Here is a 22,590-nt window from a genome sequence, read left to right on the forward strand (position 1 = left end):
AACCTGACGTGACCACACTCACCAAGACCGAAGGCGCCACCTCGCCTGCCGGGTCCGGCCCCTTCCTGTCCGTTCGTGACCTGCGGGTGCGGTTCTCCACCGAGGACGGCATCGTGAAGGCGGTCGACGGTCTCTCCTTCGACCTGGAGCGCGGCCAGACGCTGGGCATCGTCGGCGAGTCGGGCTCCGGCAAGTCGGTGACCAACCTCGCGGTCCTGGGGCTGCACAACCCCAAGGCCACCGAGATCACGGGCGAGATCACGCTGGACGGCGAGAAGCTGACCGGGGCCAGGGAGAAGACCCTGGAGAAGCTCCGCGGCAACAAGATGGCGATGATCTTCCAGGACGCGCTGACCGCGCTGTCGCCGTACTACACCGTCGGCCGGCAGATCGCCGAGCCGTTCATCAAGCACACCGGCGCCAGCAAGCGCGAGGGCCGGCAGCGCGCCATCGAGATGCTGACCAAGGTCGGTATCCCGCAGCCCAATCTCCGGGTCGACGACTACCCGCACCAGTTCTCCGGCGGTATGCGGCAGCGCGCGATGATCGCCATGGCGCTGGTCTGCAACCCCGAGCTGCTGATCGCGGACGAGCCGACCACCGCCCTCGACGTCACCGTCCAGGCGCAGATCCTCGACCTCCTCAAGGACCTCCAGCAGGAGTTCGGCTCCGCGATCATCCTGATCACCCATGACCTCGGCGTGGTCGCCAACACCGCGGACGACCTGCTGGTGATGTACGCGGGCCGGGCGGTGGAGCGGGGCTCCGTCAAGGAGATCCTCACCGAGCCCCGGCACCCGTACACCTGGGGCCTGCTCAGCTCCATGCCGCGGCTCTCCTCGGATGTCAGCGAGGCGCTGCACCCGATCCCCGGCAGCCCGCCGAGCCTGCTCAACCCGCCGTCCGGCTGCGCCTTCAACCCGCGCTGCGGCTTCACCGACGAGGTCGGCGACGGCCTGTGCACCGACGAGCGGCCGCCGCTGGAGCTGGGCCGCGCCGCCGCGTGCCACCTGAGCGCCGAGCAGAAGCAGACCCTCTTCACCGAGCACATCAAGCCCCGGCTGGGCTAGGGAGCGACCACCATGACCAACAACGCCACCCTCCCCTCGCCCCGCGACGCCGCGCCCGCCCAGGGCGAGCCGCTGCTCACCGCCGAGAGCCTGACCAAGCACTTCCCGATCCACGGCGGCTTCCCGTTCAAGCGGAAGGTCGGCGCGGTGCAGGCGGTCGACGGCGTCGACCTGACCGTGCACGCCGGCGAGAGCTTCGGGCTGGTCGGCGAGTCGGGCTGCGGCAAGTCCACGACCGGGCGGCTGCTGACCCGGCTGATGGAGCCGACCTCCGGCAAGATCACCTACGCGGGGCAGGACATCACGCACGCCGGCCGCAAGGAACTGGCACCGATCCGCTCCGAGATCCAGATGATCTTCCAGGACCCGTACGCCTCGCTCAATCCGCGGCAGACGGTCGGCACCATCATCGGCGGCCCGATGGAGATCAACGGGATCAACCCGCCCGGCGGCCGGGAGAAACGCATCCGCGAACTCCTGGAGACCGTGGGCCTGAACCCGGAGCACTACAACCGCTTCCCGCACGAGTTCTCCGGCGGCCAGCGTCAGCGCATCGGCGTCGCCCGGGCACTCGCCCTGGAGCCGAAGCTGATCGTCGCCGACGAGCCGGTCTCGGCCCTCGACGTCTCCATCCAGGCGCAGGTCGTCAACCTCCTCCAGCAGCTCCAGCGCGACCTGGGCATCGCCTTCCTCTTCATCGCCCACGACCTGGCCATCGTGCGGCACTTCAGCGAGCGGGTCGCGGTGATGTACCTCGGCAAGGTCGTCGAGGTGGGCAGCCGCGACGAGATCTACAACCGGCCGCGCCACCCGTACACCCACGCGCTGCTCTCGGCGGTGCCCGAGGCCAAGCTGGTGGAGGGTGACGAGGAAGAACGGGAGCGGATCCGGCTCGCCGGTGACGTCCCCTCCCCCGTCAACCCGCCCTCCGGCTGCCGCTTCCGTACGCGCTGCTGGAAGGCGCAGGAGAAGTGCGCCACGGAGGAGCCGCCGCTGGTCCAGATCACCGGAAGCGAGGCCGGCCACCTGACGGCCTGTCACTTCCCTGAGGAGCCGACGACCGCGGCCCGGGACGAGGACATCGTCCTGGACCCGGCGCTGGCGGCCATCGAGGAGTCGCGCACCGATTCGGACGCGTAGTACGGGTTCGGACGCGTAGCGCGGTTCGGCAACACGCGCCGCCGTGACGGGAATGCCTCCCGCCACGGCGGCGCTGTCGTGTGCGGCCGTCGCCTCCCCGTAATCGCTTGCCGGTCTTGGAGCGCTCCGGAAAGAATGCGGCTCATGGGACATCTCGAGGTTGCGCACGTGGAGCACTACCTGCCGGACGGGAGGCTCCTGCTCGGTGACGTGTCGTTCCGCGTCGGCGACGGGGCAGTGGTGGCTCTGGTGGGCGCCAACGGAGCGGGCAAGACGACGCTGCTCCGGCTGATCTGCGGGGAGCTCCAGCCGCACGGCGGGTCGGTGACCACGAGCGGCGGCCTGGGCGTCATGCCTCAGTTCGTCGGGTCGGTGCGCGACGAGCGGACCGTGCGAGACCTCCTGGTCTCGGTGGCCCAGCCCCGCATCCGCGAGGCCGCCCGGGCCCTGGACGCCGCCGAGGAAGCGATCATGGACCGGGACGACGAGGCCGCGCAGATGGGCTACGCCCAGGCACTCAGCGACTGGGCGGAGGCACGTGGCTACGAGGCCGAGGCCGCCTGGGACATCTGCACGATGGAGGCGCTCGGCGTTCCGTACGAGAAGGCGCAGTGGCGCCAGGTGCGGACGCTGTCGGGCGGTGAGCAGAAGCGGCTGGTACTGGAAGCACTGTTGCGCGGCCCGGACGAGGTGCTGCTGCTCGACGAGCCGGACAACTACCTGGACGTACCAGGCAAGCGGTGGCTGGAGGAGCGGCTCAAAGAGACCCGCAAGACCGTGCTGTTCGTGTCGCACGACCGGGAGCTGCTGAGCCGGGCCGCGGAGAAGATCGTGAGCCTCGAGCCGAGTCCGGCCGGATCCGACGCGTGGCTGCACGGCGGCAGCTTCGCCACGTACCACGAGGCGCGCGCCGAGCGGTTCGAGCGGTTCGAGGAGCTCCGGCGGCGCTGGGACGAGAAGCACGCGCAGTTGAAGCGTCTGGTGCTCGACATGCAGCAGTACGCGGCGCGCAGCGACGAGATGGCCTCGCGCTACCAGGCCGCCAAGACGCGGCTGCGCAAGTTCGAGGAGGCCGGCCCGCCACCGGAGCCGCCGCGCAAGCAGGAGATCACCATGCGGCTGCGCGGTGGCCGTACCGGCGTACGGGCGCTGACCTGCGAGCAGTTGGAGCTGACCGGGCTGATGAAGCCCTTCTCGCTGGAGGTCTTCTACGGCGAACGGGTCGCAGTCCTCGGATCCAATGGCTCGGGCAAGTCGCACTTCCTGCGCCTCCTCGCAGGCCAGGAGGTGGGCCACACGGGCCTGTGGAAGCTGGGCGCACGTGTGGTGCCCGGGCACTTCGCGCAGACCCACGCGCACCCCGAACTGATGAGTCGCACCCTGGTCGACATCCTGTGGACGGAGCACGCGAAGGACCGCGGCGGCGCGATGTCCGTGCTGCGCCGCTACGAGCTGGAGCGGCAGGGCGACCAGCGCTTCGAGAAGCTGTCCGGCGGGCAGCAGGCCCGGTTCCAGATCCTGCTCCTGGAGCTGGAGGGCACCACGATGCTGCTGCTCGACGAGCCGACCGACAACCTGGACCTGGAGTCGGCGGAAGCCCTCCAGGAGGGTCTGGAGGCGTACGAGGGCACGGTGCTCGCTGTCACCCACGACCGCTGGTTCGCCAAGTCCTTCGACCGCTACCTGGTGTTCGGCTCGGACGGCGTGCTGCGCGAGACGCCCGAGCCGGTGTGGGACGAGCGTCGGGTGGCGCGGGTCCGCTAGCGGACCCCGACGGTGGGCCGGGCCAACCGTCAGCGATACCGGTCCAGGTCATGGAAGAAGCCCGGCACCGGGCTCGCGAGTCCGCGCTCGACGGCCCGGCGGTACACGTGCGCGCCGACTGCCAGGTCCAGCACGCCAAGGCCGAAGGGGGAGAACACGATCGGCCTGCCGCGGCCGGGCTCGAAGCCCCGCAGCACGTCGCAGAGGGTCGCGTCCACGAAGTCCCGGTTGCCGTCGGCCTGTTCGAGGAGGTGCGGGGAGGTGTCGGCCTTGAGGCAGTGCTCCACGTCGTCCAGCACGTTCACCGCCCCGCGCAGGACGGCCGGGTCGAGATCGCGCAGGGAAACGTGGAGGACTGTCGGGTGGTGCGCGAACCAGCCGGGCTCGTGGAGGTGCGGAGCGCCGGCCGTGGTGGCGAACACGATCAGCCCGGACGCGCGAACAGCTGGTTCCGGACCCTCGGCGACCACGACGTTCGCCTTGTCGTGCCCGTCGAGATAGCTCGCGAACGCATCGGCGTACTCGCGGTGGTGGTCGTGGACGGTGATCTCGTCGAAATCCCAGCCCGTGCCGTGCAGGTACGTGTGGATGTACCGGGCGATCAGGCCGGTGCCGAAGAACGTGACCGTGCGTGGGCGCGGCCGGTTCCTGTGCAGCTCGGCCGCGGCCAGCGCCGCCGAGGCAGCGGTCCGGGCGGCGCTGATGATGGAGCTCTCCAGGCAGGCGAACGGGTAGCCGGTCTCGTGGTCGTTGAGGATCAGCACCGCGGACGCCCGGGGAATCCCGGCCGCGACATTGCCGGGGAAGCTGGAGATCCACTTGACGCCGTCCACGTCGAAACCGCCGCCGAGCGAGGCGGGCAGCGCGATGATCCGGTCCGCCGGACGGTCCGGATAGCGCAGGAAGTAGCTGGGCGGGTTCACGCTCAGGCCGTCTCCGTGCGCCAGGTAGGCGCGGCGGACCACCTCGAGCACCTCGGTTTCCTGACCGGCCAGGATGTCGTGGACCGTCTCCCCGGCTATGACGGCGAATTCAGGTGTGGGCACGGAAAAGGCTCCTCGGTATGTGCGGACAGGGCGGCGTCGAACGGAAGAAGCGGCGTGGAACGGAAGAAGACGAGCGGGCGGGCTCATCCGCGGATCGCGTCGCCCGTGGCGGTAGCGGCCAGGTTCTCCTCGTCGGGATCGAATTCCCCGATCTCGCCGAACCGGGCGCGCACCCATGCGTCGTCGTAGACCGAGTCGAGGTAGCGCTCGCCGAGATCGGCGGCGATGCCGAGCGCCTGGACGTCGTCGCGTTCGGCGGACAGCCGCTGCCAGGCTCCGGCCACCACGGTCCCGGTCGACCCGCCGAGGAGACAGCCCTTCTTGGCCAGGAACCGGCACATCCGGATCGCCTCCCGCTCGGGCACCAGGAGGACCTCGTCGACGACGCTTTCGTCCACGATTTCCGGACGCCTGCCGGTGCCCAGCCCGGGAATGTGCCGGGGGCCGGAAAGCCCGCCGAAGGTCACCGAACCGACGCTGTCCACCGCGACGATGCGGGCGGTGTGCCCGATCGTCTTGAGATAGCGGGCACATCCGGTGAGCGTTCCGGTGGTTCCCGCCCCGATGAACAGGAATTCCAGGTCGGGAAAGGCTTCGGCCACCGCGGGGCCGGTCGTCTGGTAGTGCGCCCGCCAGTTGGAATCATTCGCATACTGGTTCAGCCAGAGGATCCCCGGGTCGCTGCGGCACAGCTCCTGGATGTACCGGATCCGGCTGCCCAGCAGCCCTTCCACAGGGTGCGGCTCGGCGATGACGACGACCTCGGCGCCGTATGCCTCCATCAGCCGTATGTTCCGCTCGTTGCACCGGCTGTCGGTGACGCAGGTGAATCGGTAGCCGCGGTTGGCGGCGATCATGCTCAACGCGACGCCGAGGCTGCCGGAGGACGATTCGACGAAGGCCGATCCCGGCCGCAGCAGGCCCGCGGCCTCGGCATCGTTCACCATCCGCAGCGCGGACTTGGCCTTCACCGAACCGGCGAAATTGAATCCCTCGCATTTCAGCGTGAGCCGGCGGCGCACGATCGGGGACAGATCCACGAAAGCGTCGTCCGTCAAGAGATCCTGGGGCGCGCCGGCGGTGCGGCCGCGCGAAGATGACCTATGCATAATTGACAGCCTTTGCGCCGGCAGTTCTCTTGTCGTGGCTATTTCGGGCCGGTGGATCAGTGTTCGCGGTTCACGAGGGCGCGGCCCACGGCGAGCAGGCGCGGCCGGAACGGGTTTCGGTGTCCCCGCCGGGCGTCGCGAAGGTGAACTCGACCGTGTCCAGCGCCCGGTCGATCAGCGCGCTCATGTCGCCGTGCGACGCCGCCCGGCCGGTGAGCAGGTCCAGCATCGTCCACCCGGTCCCGCCGTCGAGCCAGTCGCCCGGCTGGACCAGCGGCCGGTGCGTGTCGACCCCGGGCAGCCTGCGGATGGCACCGTGTCCGTCGGCTTTGACGAACCGGACCCGCTCGAGCGGGGCGAGATGAGTGAACTGGTAGAACACTTCCCGGGGTTCGACGGGCTCGGGCACGACGTGCTGGCCGAGCGCGACCTGGCCGGCCAGCCGCACCAGGCTGACCCCGGCCGCCCGGACGGCGAGGTCGTTGACAAGCCCGCCCAGCCTGCCGTTGACCTCGATGAGGTGCGGGCCGTCGGCGGTCAGGACGATCTCCGTGTGCAGCAGCCCGGTCCGCACCCCCAGCGCGTCGACGGCGCGGGAGGCCAGGTCGAGCACTTCCCTCTCTTCGGCGGGGTTCAGCACGGACGGCCAGAACTGCCCGGTCTCCCGGAACGGGGCCATCATGGGGAACTTGCCGGTCACCGCGAGATGCGTGACCACGCCGCGGGACGCCAGGGACTCCACCGACACGTACCCCGCAGAAGCCGCGCACCCCCGTCCGACCAGGAATTCCTCCAGCACCAACGCGCGTTCGCGGCCACTGTCGAGCAGGTGGTGCACAAGCGCCTTGCCCTCGGCGGCATCGGACACCGCGTGCGTGTTCCGGCTGCCTTCGCTGCGCACGGGCTTGAGGACCGCCGGAAGGCCGACTTCCCGCACCGCTGCCGGCCACTCGGAAGACGAGGTCAGCAGATGGGTGCGCACGGTGTCCGCCCCGCGTTCCCGGAGACGTCGCCGTTGCTCGTATTTGTCTGTCAGCAAGGCGACGACATCCGGGCTGTGGAAGGGCAGTTGGAGCGCGGCCGCGAGGCTCGCGGTCAGCGGGAGCAGGCTCTCGCTGAAAGTGACGATGCCGTCCGGCCGCAGCGGCCGCAGCAGCTCCGCGGTCGCCTCGGCCGTCGGTGCCACGTCCAGCACCGTGCCGACCTTGGCCAGCAAGGCGCGCAACGGATCGTTGTAGGGAGACGTGTCGAGGAGGAAGACCAGCTCACCCAGCGGTTTCAACCCCCCGACCAGTTCCCCGACCGATGCGGCACTGCGGCCGCACACGACGACAAGCCGTGCTGATGACGCCATCGCCCAATCCCCCTTCGATGCCCAGGTATTCGCATGCGGCCGCGACGTGCGGACGAGCCCGTCAGCCGTTGCTCACCGCGTCCGGCGCCGGAGTGCTCTCCTTGGCCGGCGCACCGGAGACCAGGGCACGGACCGACCGCGTCGTGCCCGCGACCAGACAGACCACGAGGACCAGGACCGCGGCCCCGGTCAGCGGTACCGCCGGGCTCCACCACGCGGCGAGCAACGGGGCCACCGCGTAGCCGAGCGGCTGTGCGGCGAGCGAGAACAACCAGTCGTAGGAGTCGACCCGCGCCAGCCGGTCCGCGGGCACGTGCTCCTGCAGCGCGGTGTCCCACGTGGGGTTCAGGAACCCCAGCGCCGCCTGGGCCACCCCGTATCCGGCGATGATCAACGGCACCGGGGCGTGCACCGCGAGGAGCAGCAGCGGGATCGCGTAGGTCGCCAGCGCGAGGTTCGCCCACATCACGGTGCGGCGCATCCGGATGCGGCTCGCCAGCAGCGAGCCGGCCAGCAGGCCGACCCCGCCCGTCTGCAGGATCCAGATCCAGGTGCCCTCGCCGCCGAGGTGCAGGATCGCGATCACCGGTCCGAGCGTCATCAGGATCCCGGCGCAGAAGTTCCACACCGAATGGGCGACGAGGCTCATCCAGAGCCAGCGCCGACTGGCGACCTCGCGCCAGCCGACGGCCAGGTCCTTCCGCAGGGTCTGGGGAGGGGACGGCACATGGCGCACGGTGGTGATCGCGAGGAGCCCGGCGCTGATCGCGAACGCCGTGCCGTCGACGACGAACACCCAGCCGCTGCCGACCAGGTAGATCAGGGAACCGGCCAGCGCGGGCCCCAGCACCCACGCCGCGCCCTTGGTGAAGCCCATCGCCGCGTTGGCGCGTTGCCGGGCCGATTCCGGCACCGTGCCGACCACCAGCGGCGACCTGGCCGGCATCGAGAACGCCGAGGCCACGCCGTAGACGAACTGCGAGACGCAGATGTGCCAGAGCACCGGTGACGCGCTGAGCAGTTCGATGCCCACGAAGACCTGGGTGAAGACCCGCAGGAGGTCCGCGCTCATCGCCATCCGCCGCGCCTGGAACCGGTCGGCGAGGGCGCCGCCGAGCGGCATGAGCGCCACCCGGGGCACTGTCGCGCAAGCCAGCGTGATGCCCATGGCGGCCGCCGAACCGGTGGCGAGCACGACGGCGATGGCCAGCGCCGCGGGCACCAGCGCCTCCGACAGGGCCGACAGGGTGCGGCTGATGAAAAGCAGACGGAAGTTGCGCAGCCGCAACGGATGAGGGGCAGTGCCCGTCTTCGCGTTCTCGTCAGGCGTAGTGGACATGGGGTGGCAGTCTTCTCTCGTCAGGGTTCACTCGGGTCGCATCCGAAAATTCGGCACAGCGGGCCGGGTTCCGGCGGCGTGCCGACCACCGGGGCCGTTCGTCACGGCCGCATCTCCTTCCAGGGAGCCCTTCAGGGCCCCGTCAGCCCTCCCGGGAAAGCAGGGAATCCGGGCTGTCGACGCATTCCCCCAGCGCCTCGTTCATCAGTTCCGCCAGCCGGCCCGCGATGTCCGGACCGACCCGCCGCCGGTCGACACGGACGCTCAGCTGCCATCGGCGCGATTCCGGATCACGGTCGACCTCGACGTTGACCGCGAGATTGTTGTGGTCGGAGAACCACCAGTCGGACGCCGCGATCCGGTGCAGCCGGTCCTGCAGGTCCAGGACGTGCATGGAGGTGAAATTGAACAGGACCGCGAACGGCTCCTGTCCGGTGGCCCGTTGGATCTCGACCAGCGGGAACCGCCGGTGGGGCATCAGGTCCCGCTCTGCCTCGGAAACGTTCCGGACCAGGGTGCGCCAGGTCTGCCCCGCCAGGTCGGCCCGGACGGGGACGCTGTTCAGGAACACCCCGATGCTGCGCTGGGCGTCGGCCCGCTCGAGGCGGCCGCTGGTGACCAAGCCGGTCACCACGTCCTCGCGGCCGGTGAGCCGCCGCAGCGCGGCCAGGTGCGCCGTCAGATAGACGCTCTTGACCGACGTACCGACCGAAGCCGCCAGCTCCTCGATCCGGTCGGTGAGGTTGCTCTCCAGGACGATCGTGACATCGGGGTCGGGCAGCGGCTCGCCGGCCGAAGGCGTCGCGGCTGCGGGGCTGAACGAAAGCGGCTCCGCACCTTTGAGTACCTGCTGCCAGTACTGCCGGGCGGGCTCCGACGCGGTCGCCTGCTGCTCCAGCGCGACGAACTCCCGGAAGGGCAGTGCGGGCGCGTCCGCCGCCGGGGTACCGCCGAGTTCGTTGTCGTAGGTCGTGAGCAGTTCGCTGAGCAGAACGGAGAAGCTCCATCCGTCGAGAATGGAGTGGTGGGCCGAGACGGAGAGCTGGAACGAACCGTCCGCGAAATCGTGGACGTGGCAGCGCACGAGCGGGGCCGCGGTGAGCTCGAACCCGCGCTTCCATTGCGTGCGCCACCAACCGCGTACGGCCTCGGCGGGGTCCTGGTGTTGCGCGTCGAGGATCTCCACCGGCACGTCCACGGAGCGGTGCACCTGGTAGACCGGGACCCGGTGGCCGGTCAAGTCGAAGGCCGAGCGCAGGAGTTCGTGCCGGCCGGTCAGCCGCCGCCAGGCCCGCTCCAGCGCGCCGGGGTCGAGCGGACCGCGCACCCGGACACTGCCGAGATCGTGGTACAAGGTGGAATCGCCGCTCATCATGCTGTGCAGGATGATGCCGCCCTGGAGCGCCGATGCCGGATACGCCGCTTCCACCTCCGGCGGCAGGGTGCGCAAATAGCTCTCCGGCAGCAGAGCCGGCTCTTCCCGAGAGGCAACCGGGGCCGAGCCGCTGCCTCCGCTCGCCACCCGTTCGGCGAGTTCCGCGATGGTCGGGTACGCGAACAGGTCCTCGATCGCGAACGGCAGGCCTGCCTCTTCGGCCTTCTGCACCAACGGCAGCGCGGTGATGGAATCGCCGCCGATCGTGAAGAAGTTGTCGTTCACGCCGACCACGTCGAGATCCAGCACCTCCCGCCACACCAGAGCGAGCGCGTGCTCGGTTTCGGTGCGTGGTGCGGCCAAGTCCTCCTCGCCGGCCCGCTCGGCGTCCTGGAGTCCGGGCAACTGCGCGGTGTCGAGCTTGCCGTTGGCGGTCATCGGCAACGCGTCCAGCCGGATGAACGCCGAGGGCACCATGTGCGCCGGCAGCCGGTCGGCAACTGCGGCACGAAGTCCGGCCGGGGTGACCGTCGCGTCCGGGGCCGGGCTCCAGTAACAGGCCAGCACCGGCTCGCCGCCGGCGCGTTCGACGACGATGACAGCGCACTCGCGCACCTCGCGGTGCCGGAGGATGGCTGCCTCGGTCTCTCCCGGCTCGATGCGGAACCCGTGCAGCTGGACCTGGCTGTCGGCCCGGCCGTGGAAGAGGAACTCGGCGTTGTCCGCCGCCGAGCCGACGTCCCCGGTGCGGTACATCCGAGCGCCGGGCGGACCGAAGGGATCGGGCAGGAAGCGCTGGGCGGTCAGCTCCGGCCGTCCCCGGTAGCCGCGCGACACCCCGGCGCCACCGACGAAGAGTTCTCCCCGGGTGCCCGGCGGCACCGGGTCCAGATTCCCGTCCAGCACGTAGAGAGACAGGTCGGCCAACGGGCGGCCGATCGGGCTGACCGTGCGGTCCAGATCCGCCTTCACGAGCGGACGCAGCGTCACATGCACGGTGGTCTCGGTGATGCCGTACATGTTGACCAGCTGCGGCGAGGCGTCGCCGTACTGCTTCCACCAGGCAGCGAGGCCGGCCGGCTCGAGCCGTTCGCCGCCGAACACCACCAGACGCAGGGCCAGCGCGGGCCAGCTCGCGAGTTCCGCGGCGCGGGACAACTGCCGGAACGCCGAGGGGGTCTGGTTGAGCACGGTGACCCCTTCGCCGCGCACCAGGCGCAGAAACGCCCCCGGGTCACGGCTGGTCGGGTACGAGACGACGACCAGCCGTCCGCCGTAGAGCAGTGCGCCCCACAGCTCCCATACGGAGAAGTCGAAGGCGAACGAGTGGAAGAGCGTCCAGACGTCGTCCCGGGAGAAGCCGAACTCTTCTTCTGTCGCCTCGAAGAGCCGGGTGACATTGGCGTGGCTGACCAGCACGCCCTTGGGCGCCCCGGTCGACCCGGACGTGTAGATGACGTAGGCGACGTTGCCCGGACCGGCCCCGGACTCGGGGTTGTCCTCGGGCAGCGCGGTGAGGTCCGCGTCGTCCAGCGCCACCCACTCGGGCGCCTCGACCGTGCCGCGCAGCGCCTCGGGACCGACGACGATCCGGCAGCCCGCGTCCTCGACGATGTACCGCAGCCGTTCCTCGGGATAGTCCGGGTCCAGCGGCAGATAGCCGCCGCCCGCCTTGAGGACCGCCAGCAGCGCGACCACAAGCTCCGCTCCGCGCCGCGCGCACACCCCGACCAGGCTTTCCGGCCCCACGCCGGAGTTCCGCAGCCGGTGCGCCAGCCGGTTGGCGGCACGGTTGAGTTCCCGGTAGGTGACCGTTCGCGAACCGTCGACCAGGGCGACCGCGTCGCCGTCCTCCCGCGCCCGCTCCTCGAAACGCTCGTGCAGGCAGGTTGCCGGGCCGTGCTGCGGCACGGCACCGGCCGGTCCTGCCCAGCGCGCGGCGATGTCGGCGAGGCAGTCCTGCTCGCTGCCCCGCACACCGGTCTCCTGCCAGCCCTCCGGCACGGGTTTTGCCTGCGGCCACAGGGAATGGACCGCCTCGGCGTTCTTCACGACCTTGAACATGGGATCTCCACAATCCTCCGCGGGAGCGGTCAGGCGGTTACGGGCGGCCGTCGGTCCCGGGGACCGGCGCCGCCGCACCGGTCAGCTCCGCGGGCCAGTTCCGGCGGTCGGGACCGTGCCGGTGCAGGACCGCGAGCGCGATCCGCTCCAGTCCGAAAGCAGTGCACGAGGTGTGTGCCTCGGCCCCGCTCATCCGGAATCCGAACTCCTCGGAGAAGTGGTTCTTGTGGTAGTTGCACGACACCACCGCCTGGGACAGCCCGTCGGCGACCTCCACCACCAGCTCCCATTTCAGCTGCTCGGCCCGCTGCATCGAGCCCATCATCCGTTCCGCCGAACCGAAGAACGGATCGCTGGCGGGCACGATCGACGCGGTGAGGCCGAGCAGGCCGAGCCAGTCGCGGGCCCGTTCGGTCCAGCCGTCCCGCCAGGCCACCGTGGCGTCCGGGGCGTCGATCCGGATCAGCTCGCGCATCCGGAAGGCACGCAGCCGACCCGGTTCGGCGGTGCGTTCGTGGCGGTAGCACTGGCCGGTCAGGTCGAAGACCGCGGGCGCGGTCAGTTCAGCGCCTGTGAGCTGCGGGTAGAGGTGGTAGCAGACCGCGGGAAGCAGCGCCGCGTCGGCGAGTTCGTGCCGCTGTGTCCACGGCTCGCCGCGGCGCAGCGCGGGCACGATCTCGCGCCACTGCCGATCGTCGCCTTCGTAGGTGAAGACCGTGCCGAGCAGCTGCGGGAACGATTCCACGTAACCGAGACGCTCCAGCAGCGCCCGGGAAATCACCTGCGGCACCCCTATCCGGTGCGCCGGCTCGGCGGCCGCGAGCCGGCCGATCGACAGGTGCAGGGCGTCGATCAGTGCCTCGTGCGTTCCGTCGAAGAGCGTCAGCCCCGGCACGGAGCTGTCGAGGGAGAGGTTCGCCGGATCGAACGCGACGGGGACGGACAGCTCAGCCATAACGCCTCATCAGCATCGAGGTTGCATTGGTTTCCAGCAGCCGGCTGTTGGAGATCATCAGCCGGGCGGAGTACAGATCGCGGAGCATCCGGGACACCGACAGGCTCGTGTGTTCCTGGTAGCCGGCCATCCCGCAGATCTCCAGCGCGGTCTCGGCCACCTTCACCGTTTCGACCGACGCGGCCAGCTTGAGATTGTTGATCTCGATCGCGAAATCGGCGCTGGGCTCGCCGTCCGGGTCCAGCGCGAGCCGGTCGTATCCGTCGGCGACCAGCTTGAGCAGCCCGTCGAGCAGGCCGAGCCGCTCGCCGATCGCGGCCGGCCGCAAGTCGGTCCCGCGCTCCGGCCCTTGGCTGCGCCGGCTGCGGCGCAGCATCCGGACGGCGCGTCCGGCGGCTTCCTCGGCGATGCCGATCCACACCGCGCTCCACAGGATGTGGGACAGCGGCACCATGGTCCGCGCCGCGATCTCGGCGAACGGCACCGGGAGCACCTGGGTCTCCGGCACGTCGACGGTGATCCGGCACCCCGGGCTGCGAGTGCCGCGCATGCCCATGGTGTTCCATTCGCCGACGTTCTCCAGCGTGGCGTCGTCCTTGCCGGCCAGCACCAGCACCTGTTCGCCGGGAGCGGCATCCGGGTTGCGGCGGGCGGTGATGAGGAAGGCGTCGGCCATCTGCGCGTAGGAGACCGTGGGGGTTTCCTTGACTACGGTCACCCGGTCCCCGTGCGCTGCGCAGGCGGTACGGCTCTGCCGCAGATTCCCGCCGACTCCGAGCTCGGTGGTGACGGAGGCGATCAGCCCGTCGCCCGCGGCAAGGACGGCGGGCAGACCTTCCAGCGTCGTGGAGCCGGTCGCATGCTTGGCGACACAGGCGACCTGGACCTGGTGCATGGCCCAGATCATCGCGGTCGAACCGCACCCGCGGCCCAGCGCGCGGCCGACCTCGGCCAGGTCCGCGGCGCTCAGGCCGGCCCCGCCGAACCGTTGCGGCAGCGCGGCGCTCAGCAATCCGGTGTGCGCCAGCGCCGCGACGGATTCCACCGGGAACACCGCGTTCTTGTCGACCTCGTCCGCGTGGACCGCGAGCGTGGTGCGTGCCGTCTCGGCCGCGGCGGCGAGCATCTCGTCCCGTCCCGCCCGGACTGTCGACGAACCGGTCATCGGTTTCCTCCGTTGCTGGACACGACGTCGTCGGCGGATCCGGTGAGCACCGCGACGACCGCCCGCTCGATGCTGGAAAGCGACTCGAAGGTGGCGCGGCTGAGCAGCGACGGCGGGAATTCCAGGCGGAGTTCGTCCTCGATGGCCATCATCGCCCGGACGGATTCGAGGGAGGTGAGTCCCGCGGACCACAGGTCGTCATCCGGCCCCAGCCCCTCGACCGCGATCGAGGTCTGGCTTTCGAGCACGGAACGGATCGATGCGCTCAGCCCCGGCGGCACCTCGGCAGCGCCCGCGGGCGCCAGGCCGGCCGCCCGCACCGTATCGGCGAACTCGTCAAGCACTTGGGTCTCCCGTTCCCTCAATGCGCGGAGAATCTTGGGCATGCGTCGCGACACCCCGGCGTCGCCTTCCATGGCGACGGTGTGCGCGAAATACCAGCGACTCGCCAAGGTGTCCATGGCGGTCGCCGACGTCTTCAGTTCCGGCCGTTCCTGGCTCGCGGCCGCCAGCACCCGGTGCGCGTAGGTGCGTTCGGCGGCCACGTCCGCCACGTCCGGCGCGACCCGGCCCGCCTCGACATCCCGGACGAAGCGATCGAACTCGTCCAGGTCGGCTTCGTGCCGGGCCACCGCGTCGGCGTACAGCTCTCCGACCGCGTCGACCGCCGAGACCGGACGGTCCACGCTGCCCCGCGAGACGATCAGGTCGTACCCCGCCACCACTGCGCTGCCGCGGGAACGCCGATACGCGGCGCGGCTCATGCGGGCCGGTTCGGGCCGGTTCATCGGGTCGAGAACGGTGACCGTGTCCTCGTCGGCGCCGACCAGGATCAACGCGTGCATCAGATGGGTCGTTCCCTGATACGGCGACGGGATGTCGTACGAGTCGACGGCCACCACCGCCGGCACCCCGTCCGCCAGCGCGGCCTGTTCGAGGCCGAACGCCGCCTCGGCGGAACCGGGCCGCAGCCGGGTGATGTCCAGCCCGGACAGCCGCGCCGCCGCGGGCAGCCACCGGTCGCCGGCGCGCAGCCGGACGTCGCCGGTCCGGTAGCCGAAGCCCCAGCTCGTCCCGATCAGGTCGGCGGCGCCCCGCAGGCCCTGCGCTTCCAGCACGTTGGTGGTCGCCTGCTGGATACAGCTCCCGTACTCGGTGGTGCCCGAGTAGGACAGTCCGGCACAGAGACGAGCGAGGAGTCCTTCGTGGGCCGAGCCCTCGCGGTCGCGCATGTCTCCTCCTTGTCGTGAGTCGTGGGGTGCCCGAACCGCGGGCTTCATTGCGGGGCGCCTTGTCCGTCGGCCTGCCGCAGCTCGGCCACCGCCTCCGCGAGCCCGGCGACGGTCGACCGCTCGAACAGCTCGACCAGCGGCAGGTCGACCCCGAAGGCCGCGTTGATGCGCGCGACGAGCCGGGTGCCCAGCAGGGATTTCCCGCCCAGTTCGAAGAAATCGTCGTCGAAGGAGATCTCGTCACGTTCCAGCAGCGCGGCCCAGATCCGCCTGATCTCCTCGCGCGTTTCGTCGGGCGACAGCGCTCCGCCCGGGGCAGCCGGCGCAACGGTGCGCAGGTCGCTGTCCGGAGCCCGCACCGCCTCCGCCGCCAGCATCCGGTACTCCGCGAGCAGGCGGGCGATCGTCTCCTGTTCGAAGAGATCGGTGGAGTAGACGATCGTGCCGGCGAAGGCGTCGGGCTCTTCCCGCACGTACCACTCCAGGTCGACATGTGTGGTCGTGGGCACGCCGTCGAACTCGGTGACGGACACCTCCGGCAGCGAGAGGTCGTCGTCCTCCCGCCCGGTGTTCAGCAGCTGGAACATCACCTGGGCCAACGGGTTCCGGCTCGGGTCCCGTGCCGGGCGCAGTGCGTCCACCAGCTGGTCGAACGGCAGGTCCTGGTGCTCATAGGCGCCCAGTGCGGTGTTCCGGGTCCGGCGCAGCAGTTCCCGGAAGGTCGGCTCGCCGGACAGGTCCAGCCGCAGCACCAACGTGTTGAAGAAGAGGCCGATCATCCCCTCGGTCTCGCGCCGGGTGCGGCCCGCGATCGGGGTCGCCACCGGAATGTCCTCGCCGGATCCGTTGCGGCTCAACAGGATTCCGAACAGCGAGAGCAGCACCATGTACGGCGTGCAGCCCTCGCTGCGAGCCAGTTCCCGCAGCCCGTCCGAGACCGCCGGGTCGAGCTCCAGCTCCAGTGCCGCGCCGGACTGGCTCAGCCGCTTCGGCCGCGGCAGGTCGGCGGGCAGGCTCAACGCCTGCGGGGCGCCGGCCAACTGCTCCCGCCAGTAGTCCAGCTGACGGTCGCGGACCGCGCCGTCGAACCAGTTCCGGTGCCAGATCGCGAAATCCGCGTACTGCACCGGCAACGGATCGAGGCCTGTCCGCTGCCCGTTCACCAGCTGCGCGTAGATCGCGGAGATCTCCCGGAAGAGAACCGGGATGGACCAGCCGTCGAACGCGATGTGATGGACGCAGATCCACAGGACGTGGTCGTCGCTGTCCAGCTGGACGAGCCCGGCGCGCAGCACCGGACCGGCGGCAAGCCTGAACGGGCGGGCGACCTGCTCGGTGACGAACGCGCGAGCGGCCTCCTCGTCCGGGCAGCGCACGGTTTCCAGGGGAACGGCAACCGTCTCGGCGACTTCCTGGTACGGCTCGCCGTCCACGCTCGGATAGCGGGTGCGCAACACCTCGTGCCGCCGCACGACTTCGTCCAGCGCGGTCTGCAACGCGGACACGTCGAGGCGGCCGGAAAGGCGAACGCTCTCGCCGATGTTGAAGAACGAACTGCCGCGGACGAGCTGGTCCATGAACCACATCCGCTGCTGGGCGAACGACAGCGGTATCCGTTCCGGCCGCTCCCCCACGGTGATGACGCCCTCCGCCGCCGGTCCTTCGGTGGCGCTCAGGTGCTCGATCGCCTCCGCGAGGCCGGCCACGCTCGGCGATTCGAACAGCGTCCGCAGCGGGACGTCGGTCCGGAATCGTTCGAAGACCCGGACCATCACCCGCATCGCGGTCAGGGAATGGCCGCCGAGCTCGAAGAAGTGGTCGTCGCGGCCGACCGTGCCGGGTTCCAGGCCGAGGACGCTCTCCCACACCTCGGCGACGGCCTTCTCGGCGGCCGAAGCCGGGGCGGCGAATGCCGGACGGGTGGTGGAGCCGAGCCGCCCGGCGATCCGCCGGAGCGCCTCGGCGTCCACCTTCCCGTTCGCCGTGACGGGCAGCGCGGCGAGCTGTTCGAGCTGAGCCGGGACCATGTACGCGGGGAGCGACCGGCCGAGGAACTCCGACACCTCGGCCGGGTCCAGCGGTTCGTCCGCGACGAGGAAGCCGACCAGGTTGCCCGCCTGGCCGACCGCCACAGCTGCGGCGCGCAGCCCCGGGAAGCCGAGCAGCGCCGCCTCGATCTCGCCGGTCTCGACGCGCATGCCGCGCACCTTGACCTGGGAGTCCTTTCGGCCGAGGAATTCCAGCGTGCCGCTGGGCGTCCAGCGGCCGAAGTCCCCGGTGCGGTAGATCCGGTTCCCCGGGGCCAGCGGATCGGCGGCGAAGGACAGGTCGGTGCGGCCGGGATCGTTGACGTAGCCACGTCCCGTGCCGACCCCGGAGCACACGATCTCGCCACGGCTGCCCAGCGGGACGGGCAGCCCGTCCGTCCCGAGGATGTAGACGGACATGTTGCGCACCGGCCGTCCGACCGGCACGTGATCGGTGGCCGGCGGTGCGTGCAGCACCTCGTGGGTGAAGTCGTCCGAGGTCTCGGTCAGGCCGTAGGCGTTCACGACGGGCACTGCCGGGAACCGGGCGAACCACCGCTCCAGCAGGCTCTTCTTCACCGCTTCGCCGGTCACCGAGATCCGGCGCAGCCGCTCCAGTGGCCGGGGATGCGCGGCGAGGTGCGCGAGCAGGATGTCGAGGTACGAAGGCACCGCCTGGAGCACCGAGACCCGCTGCTGGTGCAGAAGCTCGGCGAAGAGAGCGACGTCGGCCACCGCTTCCTGCTCGGCGATCACGGTCCGGCCGCCGACCACCAGCGCGGCGACAAGCTGCCACAGGGAGATGTCGAAGCACTGCGAAGCGCTCTGCAGAACGACGCTGTGCTCGTCGATCTCCATGTCGTCGATCTTGGCGAAGAGGTGATTCACCATGCCCGCGTGCTCGCACACGGCGCCCTTCGGCAGTCCGGTGGAACCGGAAGTGAAGTAGATATAGGCCGCGTGCCCGCCCTTGACGTCCGTCTCCGGGTCGTGCTCGGCACCGGCCGGAATCTCCGCCATGCGAAGGGCCGATGCCCCGGCACGTGCCACCGCGTCCGGCACGGACTGCCCGGCGTCGGCAGTGGTCAGGACCAGCCGGCACCCGCTCTGCCGCACCATGGTCGCGATGCGCTCGGCCGGGTATCCCGGATCGACCGGCAGGTAGACGCCGCCCGCCTTGAGCACGCCGATGACCGCCACCGCCCAGTCCAGGTCCCGCGACGTGGCGACCGCGACGACGCCCTCCGGCGTCAGTCCGTTCTCCAGCAGGGCGTGCGCGACCCGGTTCGCCCGCCGGTTGAGCTCCGCGTAGCTCAGTTCCTCGCCGCGGTGCACGAGGGCCACGCGCTCCGGCGCCGCCCGGACTTGCGCCTCGAACAGCTGGTGGAAGCACCGGTCCGGCGTGTCGCGTTCCGGGCCGGCCAGCTCCCGCAGCTGGACGTTCCGTTCGGCCTCCGACAGGAGCGAAACCTGGTGCTCCGCTGCCGGGTCCTGGACCATCAGCTGCATCGCGCGGACGTAGTAGCCGCTGATCCGGTCGAGGTAGCCCTTCGAGAACTCCGCCGCGTGGTAGTGCAGTTCGAGCACGACATCGTCGGTGGCGTAGTCCTGTGCGAACTCCGCCCGCAGCGGAAACTCCGTCTCGGTTTCGATGCGGATGTCCAGCAGCGCGAATTCCGGCAGGTCGTTCAGTTTCTTCATCGGGTAGAAGTGGGTGAAATTGAAGATCGACTCGAACATCGGCCCGGCGGGCGCCTTCGCGTCGAACTTCATCTGCGCCATCGGATAGCGCCGGTGCGGCAGCAGTTCGGTCTCGGCGTCCCGGACCCGGTTCACGAGATCGGTCCAGGTGCCGCCCGCGACCCGGGTGCGGAACGGCAGGGTGTTGAGGAACATCCCGATCGCCTGGTCCGCGCCCTCGCGTTCGGGCCGCCCGCTGTGCTCGTACCCGGTCAGCACCTCGTCCTGGCCGGTGAGCGCGGCGATCACCTTGACGTGCGCGGCCATCAGGACGCTCTTGACCGGCACGGACAAGGCCGACGCCAGTTCACGCACCTGGTCGGAGAGCCCGTCGGGCAACGGCACCGGGTGCATGAGCACGCCATCACCCTGCCCGGCGGGAGCGTCCCAGCGCGGGAGCGGCTCCGCGGCGCCCCGGGCGAGCACGTCGTGCCAGAACTGCTTGCTGGCCGGGGAGGCGAGCGCCTCCCGCTCCAGTTCGACGTGGCGCCGCAAGTGGTTCTGCGCGTCCGCGGGGCCGGCGTCCTCGCCGGCCAGCAGGCGGTAGTAGGTCTCGAAGAGCTTGGTGTGGACGAGCGTGATGCTCCAGCCGTCCACCGCGGAGTCGTGCAGGCTGATGCTGTACCGGTACCGGTCGTCGGCCAGGATGTGGACGTGCAGGCGGACCAGCCCGGGCCGGGTCCAGTCGAAGCTGTGGGCGCGTTCCCGGCCGAGCCACTCCTCGTGCCACTCGCGCTGCGCTGCCTCGTCGTACTCGCGCAGATCGACGACGGTGAGCGGCAACGGCCCCTCCCGGTGGACGATCTGGATGTCCTCGCTGAAGCCGGACAGCTGGTAGCTGGTGCGGAAGATCGGGTTGTCCCGCACCAGTTCGCGCACGGCCCGTTCGAAGGTCTCCGCGTCGAACGACGCCTGGATGTCGTAGCTGAAGATGTCGTGGTACTGCGCCGATCCGCGGGCGAGTTTGCTCTGGAAGATCAACCCGGCTTGCAGCATGGCGAGCGGGTACGCGTCCTCGGCGTCGGCCGGCAGTGCCGCCCGGTCCTCTTCCGGGATCAGGGCGAACGGCCGGTGTTCCGGATCGGGCTCGGGCTGTCCGGCGTCGCTCTCGCCGACCACCTCGGCGAGTTCGGCGATGGTCGGGTGCTGGAAGAGCTGCTGGAAGGTCAGCGGGATACCGGCCGCGTTGGCCTTGGCGAGCACAGTGATGAAGTGGATGGAATTGCCGCCGAGAGCGAAGAAGTTGTCGTGGACGCCGACTTCCGGAGCGTCCAGCACGAACTTCCAGATCTCCCGCAGCGCGGCTTCCCGTGGGTTTCGCGGCGCGGTGTGCCGGCTGTTCGCGCGCGGCGGCGGCACCGGCAGCGCGCCGCGGTCGAGCTTGCCGTTCGGCTGCAGCGGGAACTGTGCCACCTCCACGACCCGGTCGGGGACCAGGTGTGCCGGGAGGGTCCGGGCGACGTGCTCCAGGAGTTCCTCCTCGGTGCACGGCCGAGCGAGCCGCACATAGCCGCACAGCGAAGCACCGCCCTGGGGTTCTTCGCGGGCTATCACAACGGCATCCCGCACCGCCTCGGCCGTGCGAAGGCAATGTTCGATCTCGCCCAGTTCGATCCGGAAACCGCGGATCTTCACCTGGTGGTCGATCCGCCCCAGGTACTCGAACTCCCCGCTGGGGAGCTGCCGCACGAGATCGCCCGTGCGGTAGATCCGCTCTTCCCCGTCGAAGGGCCGGTCGACGAACTTCTCCGCGGTCAGCTCCGGACGCCGCAGGTATCCGCGCGCGAGCTGGACGCCGGCGACGCACAGCTCGCCGACGGTTCCCGGCGGCTGGACCTTCAGGTCCTCATCCACGACGTGGAACCGCGTGTTGTCGATCGGCACGCCGATGGGCACGCGGTCCACGTCGCCCATGGCCGTGCAGTCGTAGTGGGAGACGTCGACGGTCGCCTCGGTCGGACCGTAGAGATTGACCAGCGAGACCGGGCCGCCCGGGCGGTTGCCGAACACCCGCTGGAATGCGCGCACCTGGTGCGCTCCCAGCGCCTCGCCGCTCGCAAACACCCGGCGCAGGCTGCCCAGCCGCCCGGCCTGTCCCGCCGATTCCGCGAAGTCGACGAACGCCCCGAGCATGGACGGCACGAAGTGCAGGACGGACACGCCATGTCGCTCCACTGTCGCCACGAGGGATTCCGGGTCCTTCTCCGCGCCGGGCGCCAGCAGGCAGAGCGTCGCCCCCTCGGTCATCCACCAGAAGAGCTCCCACACCGAAACGTCGAACGAAATCGGCGTCTTCTGCAGGACGACGTCGCCCGGGACGATCGGATAGGCCCGTTGCATCCAGGCGAGCCGGTTGACCACCGACCGGTGCTCGACCAGGACGCCCTTCGGCGTACCGGTCGATCCCGAGGTGTAGATGACATAAGCCAGGGCACGGGAATCCCCGGCCGCGGCGAACTCCTCGGCACCGAACGCATCCGGCTCGCCGACGTCGAGCAGGCGGAACTGCCCGGCCACAGACCCGAGTTGCTGCTTCCCGGTGAGGACGAGCCGCGCTCCGCTGTCGGAGAGCAGGAACTCCTTGCGCGCTTGCGGATAAGCCGGGTCGACCGGCAAGTAGGCGCCGCCCGCCTTCAGCACCGCCAGAATCGCCACCAGCATTTCCGGAGACCGCTCCAGCAGAATACCGACTACGTCGTCGCGCCCGACGCCGTTCGCGTGCAGCGTGGCGGCCAGCCGGCCGGACTGCCGGTCCAGTTCCGCGTAGCTCAGCGAAAATCCGTCGCCGACCACCGCGACCGCGTCCGGGTCGGCCTTGGCTCGGCGAGTGAATGCTTCCGGCAGGGTGAGCCGTTCATCGAAAACGGTATCCGTGTCGTTCACTTGGCGTTGCGTCGGCAATTCGCCGCCGCTCGATGTGAATGCCGATTTCCACGCAGAGGAATTCATCCCCGGGACCTTCCGTCCGATATAAGGCACGACTCTGATGGCGCATCAATGATTCAGCGACCGGGTGCAGGTCCCGGAAACCGCGACGCACAACTCTGGCCACGGGGGCCCGCCGGGTGGTCGGGCCGCACCATTCCGGCCCTCGTCGCGGCCGGTTAGGGCCGGTTAGGTTGGTTAGTCGACAGACGTCAGCTCGGGGCCAGTTCGGCGATCTCCGCACCCGTGCCGGTGCCTGGCATCATGATGTGCCAGGCCCGGGAA

General features: G+C 70.1%; 12 protein-coding genes. 3 read left to right on the plus strand and 9 right to left on the minus strand.

The genetic code is table 11. The features are described 5' to 3' along the window. Window positions 1-8: 8 nt before the first annotated feature. The 3 genes from ACFY12_RS02795 (at window position 9) to ACFY12_RS02805 (ending at window position 3,974) form a co-directional block, all read left to right on the plus strand. The gene (locus tag ACFY12_RS02795) at window positions 9-1,070 is read left to right on the plus strand and encodes an ABC transporter ATP-binding protein (protein WP_390713888.1); all 1,062 of its coding nucleotides are present in this window, start codon (window positions 9-11) and stop codon (window positions 1,068-1,070) included. A gap of 12 nt (window positions 1,071-1,082) precedes the next feature. Beyond that, on the plus strand, window positions 1,083-2,210 hold the full coding sequence (locus tag ACFY12_RS02800; protein ID WP_390713889.1) for an ABC transporter ATP-binding protein: 1,128 nt from the start codon (window positions 1,083-1,085) through the stop codon (window positions 2,208-2,210). A gap of 144 nt (window positions 2,211-2,354) precedes the next feature. Then, window positions 2,355-3,974, plus strand: a complete 1,620-nt coding sequence (locus ACFY12_RS02805) for an ABC-F family ATP-binding cassette domain-containing protein (RefSeq protein WP_390713890.1) — start codon at window positions 2,355-2,357, stop codon at window positions 3,972-3,974. Window positions 3,975-4,003: 29 nt separating this feature from the next. Here the strand turns inward: ACFY12_RS02805 and sbnB are convergent, their stop codons facing one another. The 9 genes from sbnB to ACFY12_RS02850 all read right to left on the minus strand — a co-directional run bounded on the left by sbnB (window position 4,004) and on the right by ACFY12_RS02850 (window position 22,263). After that, window positions 4,004-5,020 (minus strand): 2,3-diaminopropionate biosynthesis protein SbnB, encoded by a 1,017-nt coding sequence (sbnB, locus tag ACFY12_RS02810; RefSeq protein WP_390713891.1) that lies wholly within the window; start codon window positions 5,018-5,020, stop codon window positions 4,004-4,006. 83 nt (window positions 5,021-5,103) lie between these two features. After that, window positions 5,104-6,078 (minus strand): 2,3-diaminopropionate biosynthesis protein SbnA, encoded by a 975-nt coding sequence (gene sbnA / locus ACFY12_RS02815; protein WP_390713892.1) that lies wholly within the window; start codon window positions 6,076-6,078, stop codon window positions 5,104-5,106. Window positions 6,079-6,199: 121 nt separating this feature from the next. Then, window positions 6,200-7,483, minus strand: coding sequence for an acetyl-CoA carboxylase biotin carboxylase subunit family protein (locus tag ACFY12_RS02820; RefSeq protein WP_390713893.1), 1,284 nt, complete (start codon window positions 7,481-7,483; stop codon window positions 6,200-6,202). Window positions 7,484-7,544: 61 nt separating this feature from the next. Further along, window positions 7,545-8,822 carry an MFS transporter gene (locus ACFY12_RS02825; RefSeq protein WP_390713894.1) on the minus strand — a complete coding sequence of 426 codons (1,278 nt, stop codon included), beginning with the start codon at window positions 8,820-8,822 and terminating at the stop codon, window positions 7,545-7,547. A gap of 142 nt (window positions 8,823-8,964) precedes the next feature. Beyond that, window positions 8,965-12,339 (minus strand): amino acid adenylation domain-containing protein, encoded by a 3,375-nt coding sequence (locus ACFY12_RS02830; protein ID WP_390713895.1) that lies wholly within the window; start codon window positions 12,337-12,339, stop codon window positions 8,965-8,967. After that, window positions 12,299-13,216: a hypothetical protein gene (locus ACFY12_RS02835; RefSeq protein ID WP_390713896.1), complete on the minus strand. Its 918-nt coding sequence runs from the start codon at window positions 13,214-13,216 to the stop codon at window positions 12,299-12,301. Before ACFY12_RS02835 ends, ACFY12_RS02830 begins: the two co-directional genes overlap by 41 nt. Then, window positions 13,209-14,381 carry an acyl-CoA dehydrogenase family protein gene (locus ACFY12_RS02840; protein WP_390713897.1) on the minus strand — a complete coding sequence of 391 codons (1,173 nt, stop codon included), beginning with the start codon at window positions 14,379-14,381 and terminating at the stop codon, window positions 13,209-13,211. The genes ACFY12_RS02835 and ACFY12_RS02840 overlap by 8 nt, the downstream gene beginning before the upstream one ends. Then, window positions 14,378-15,613 (minus strand): phosphopantetheine-binding protein, encoded by a 1,236-nt coding sequence (locus ACFY12_RS02845; protein ID WP_390713898.1) that lies wholly within the window; start codon window positions 15,611-15,613, stop codon window positions 14,378-14,380. Before ACFY12_RS02845 ends, ACFY12_RS02840 begins: the two co-directional genes overlap by 4 nt. Before the next feature lie 44 nt (window positions 15,614-15,657). Continuing rightward, entirely contained in the window at window positions 15,658-22,263 is a 6,606-nt protein-coding gene (locus ACFY12_RS02850; protein ID WP_390713899.1) for an amino acid adenylation domain-containing protein, read from the minus strand. Window positions 22,264-22,590: the final 327 nt, after the last annotated feature.

The organism is Streptomyces sp. NPDC001339 (assembly GCF_042895955.1).
GTDB lineage: Bacteria > Actinomycetota > Actinomycetes > Streptomycetales > Streptomycetaceae > Streptomyces.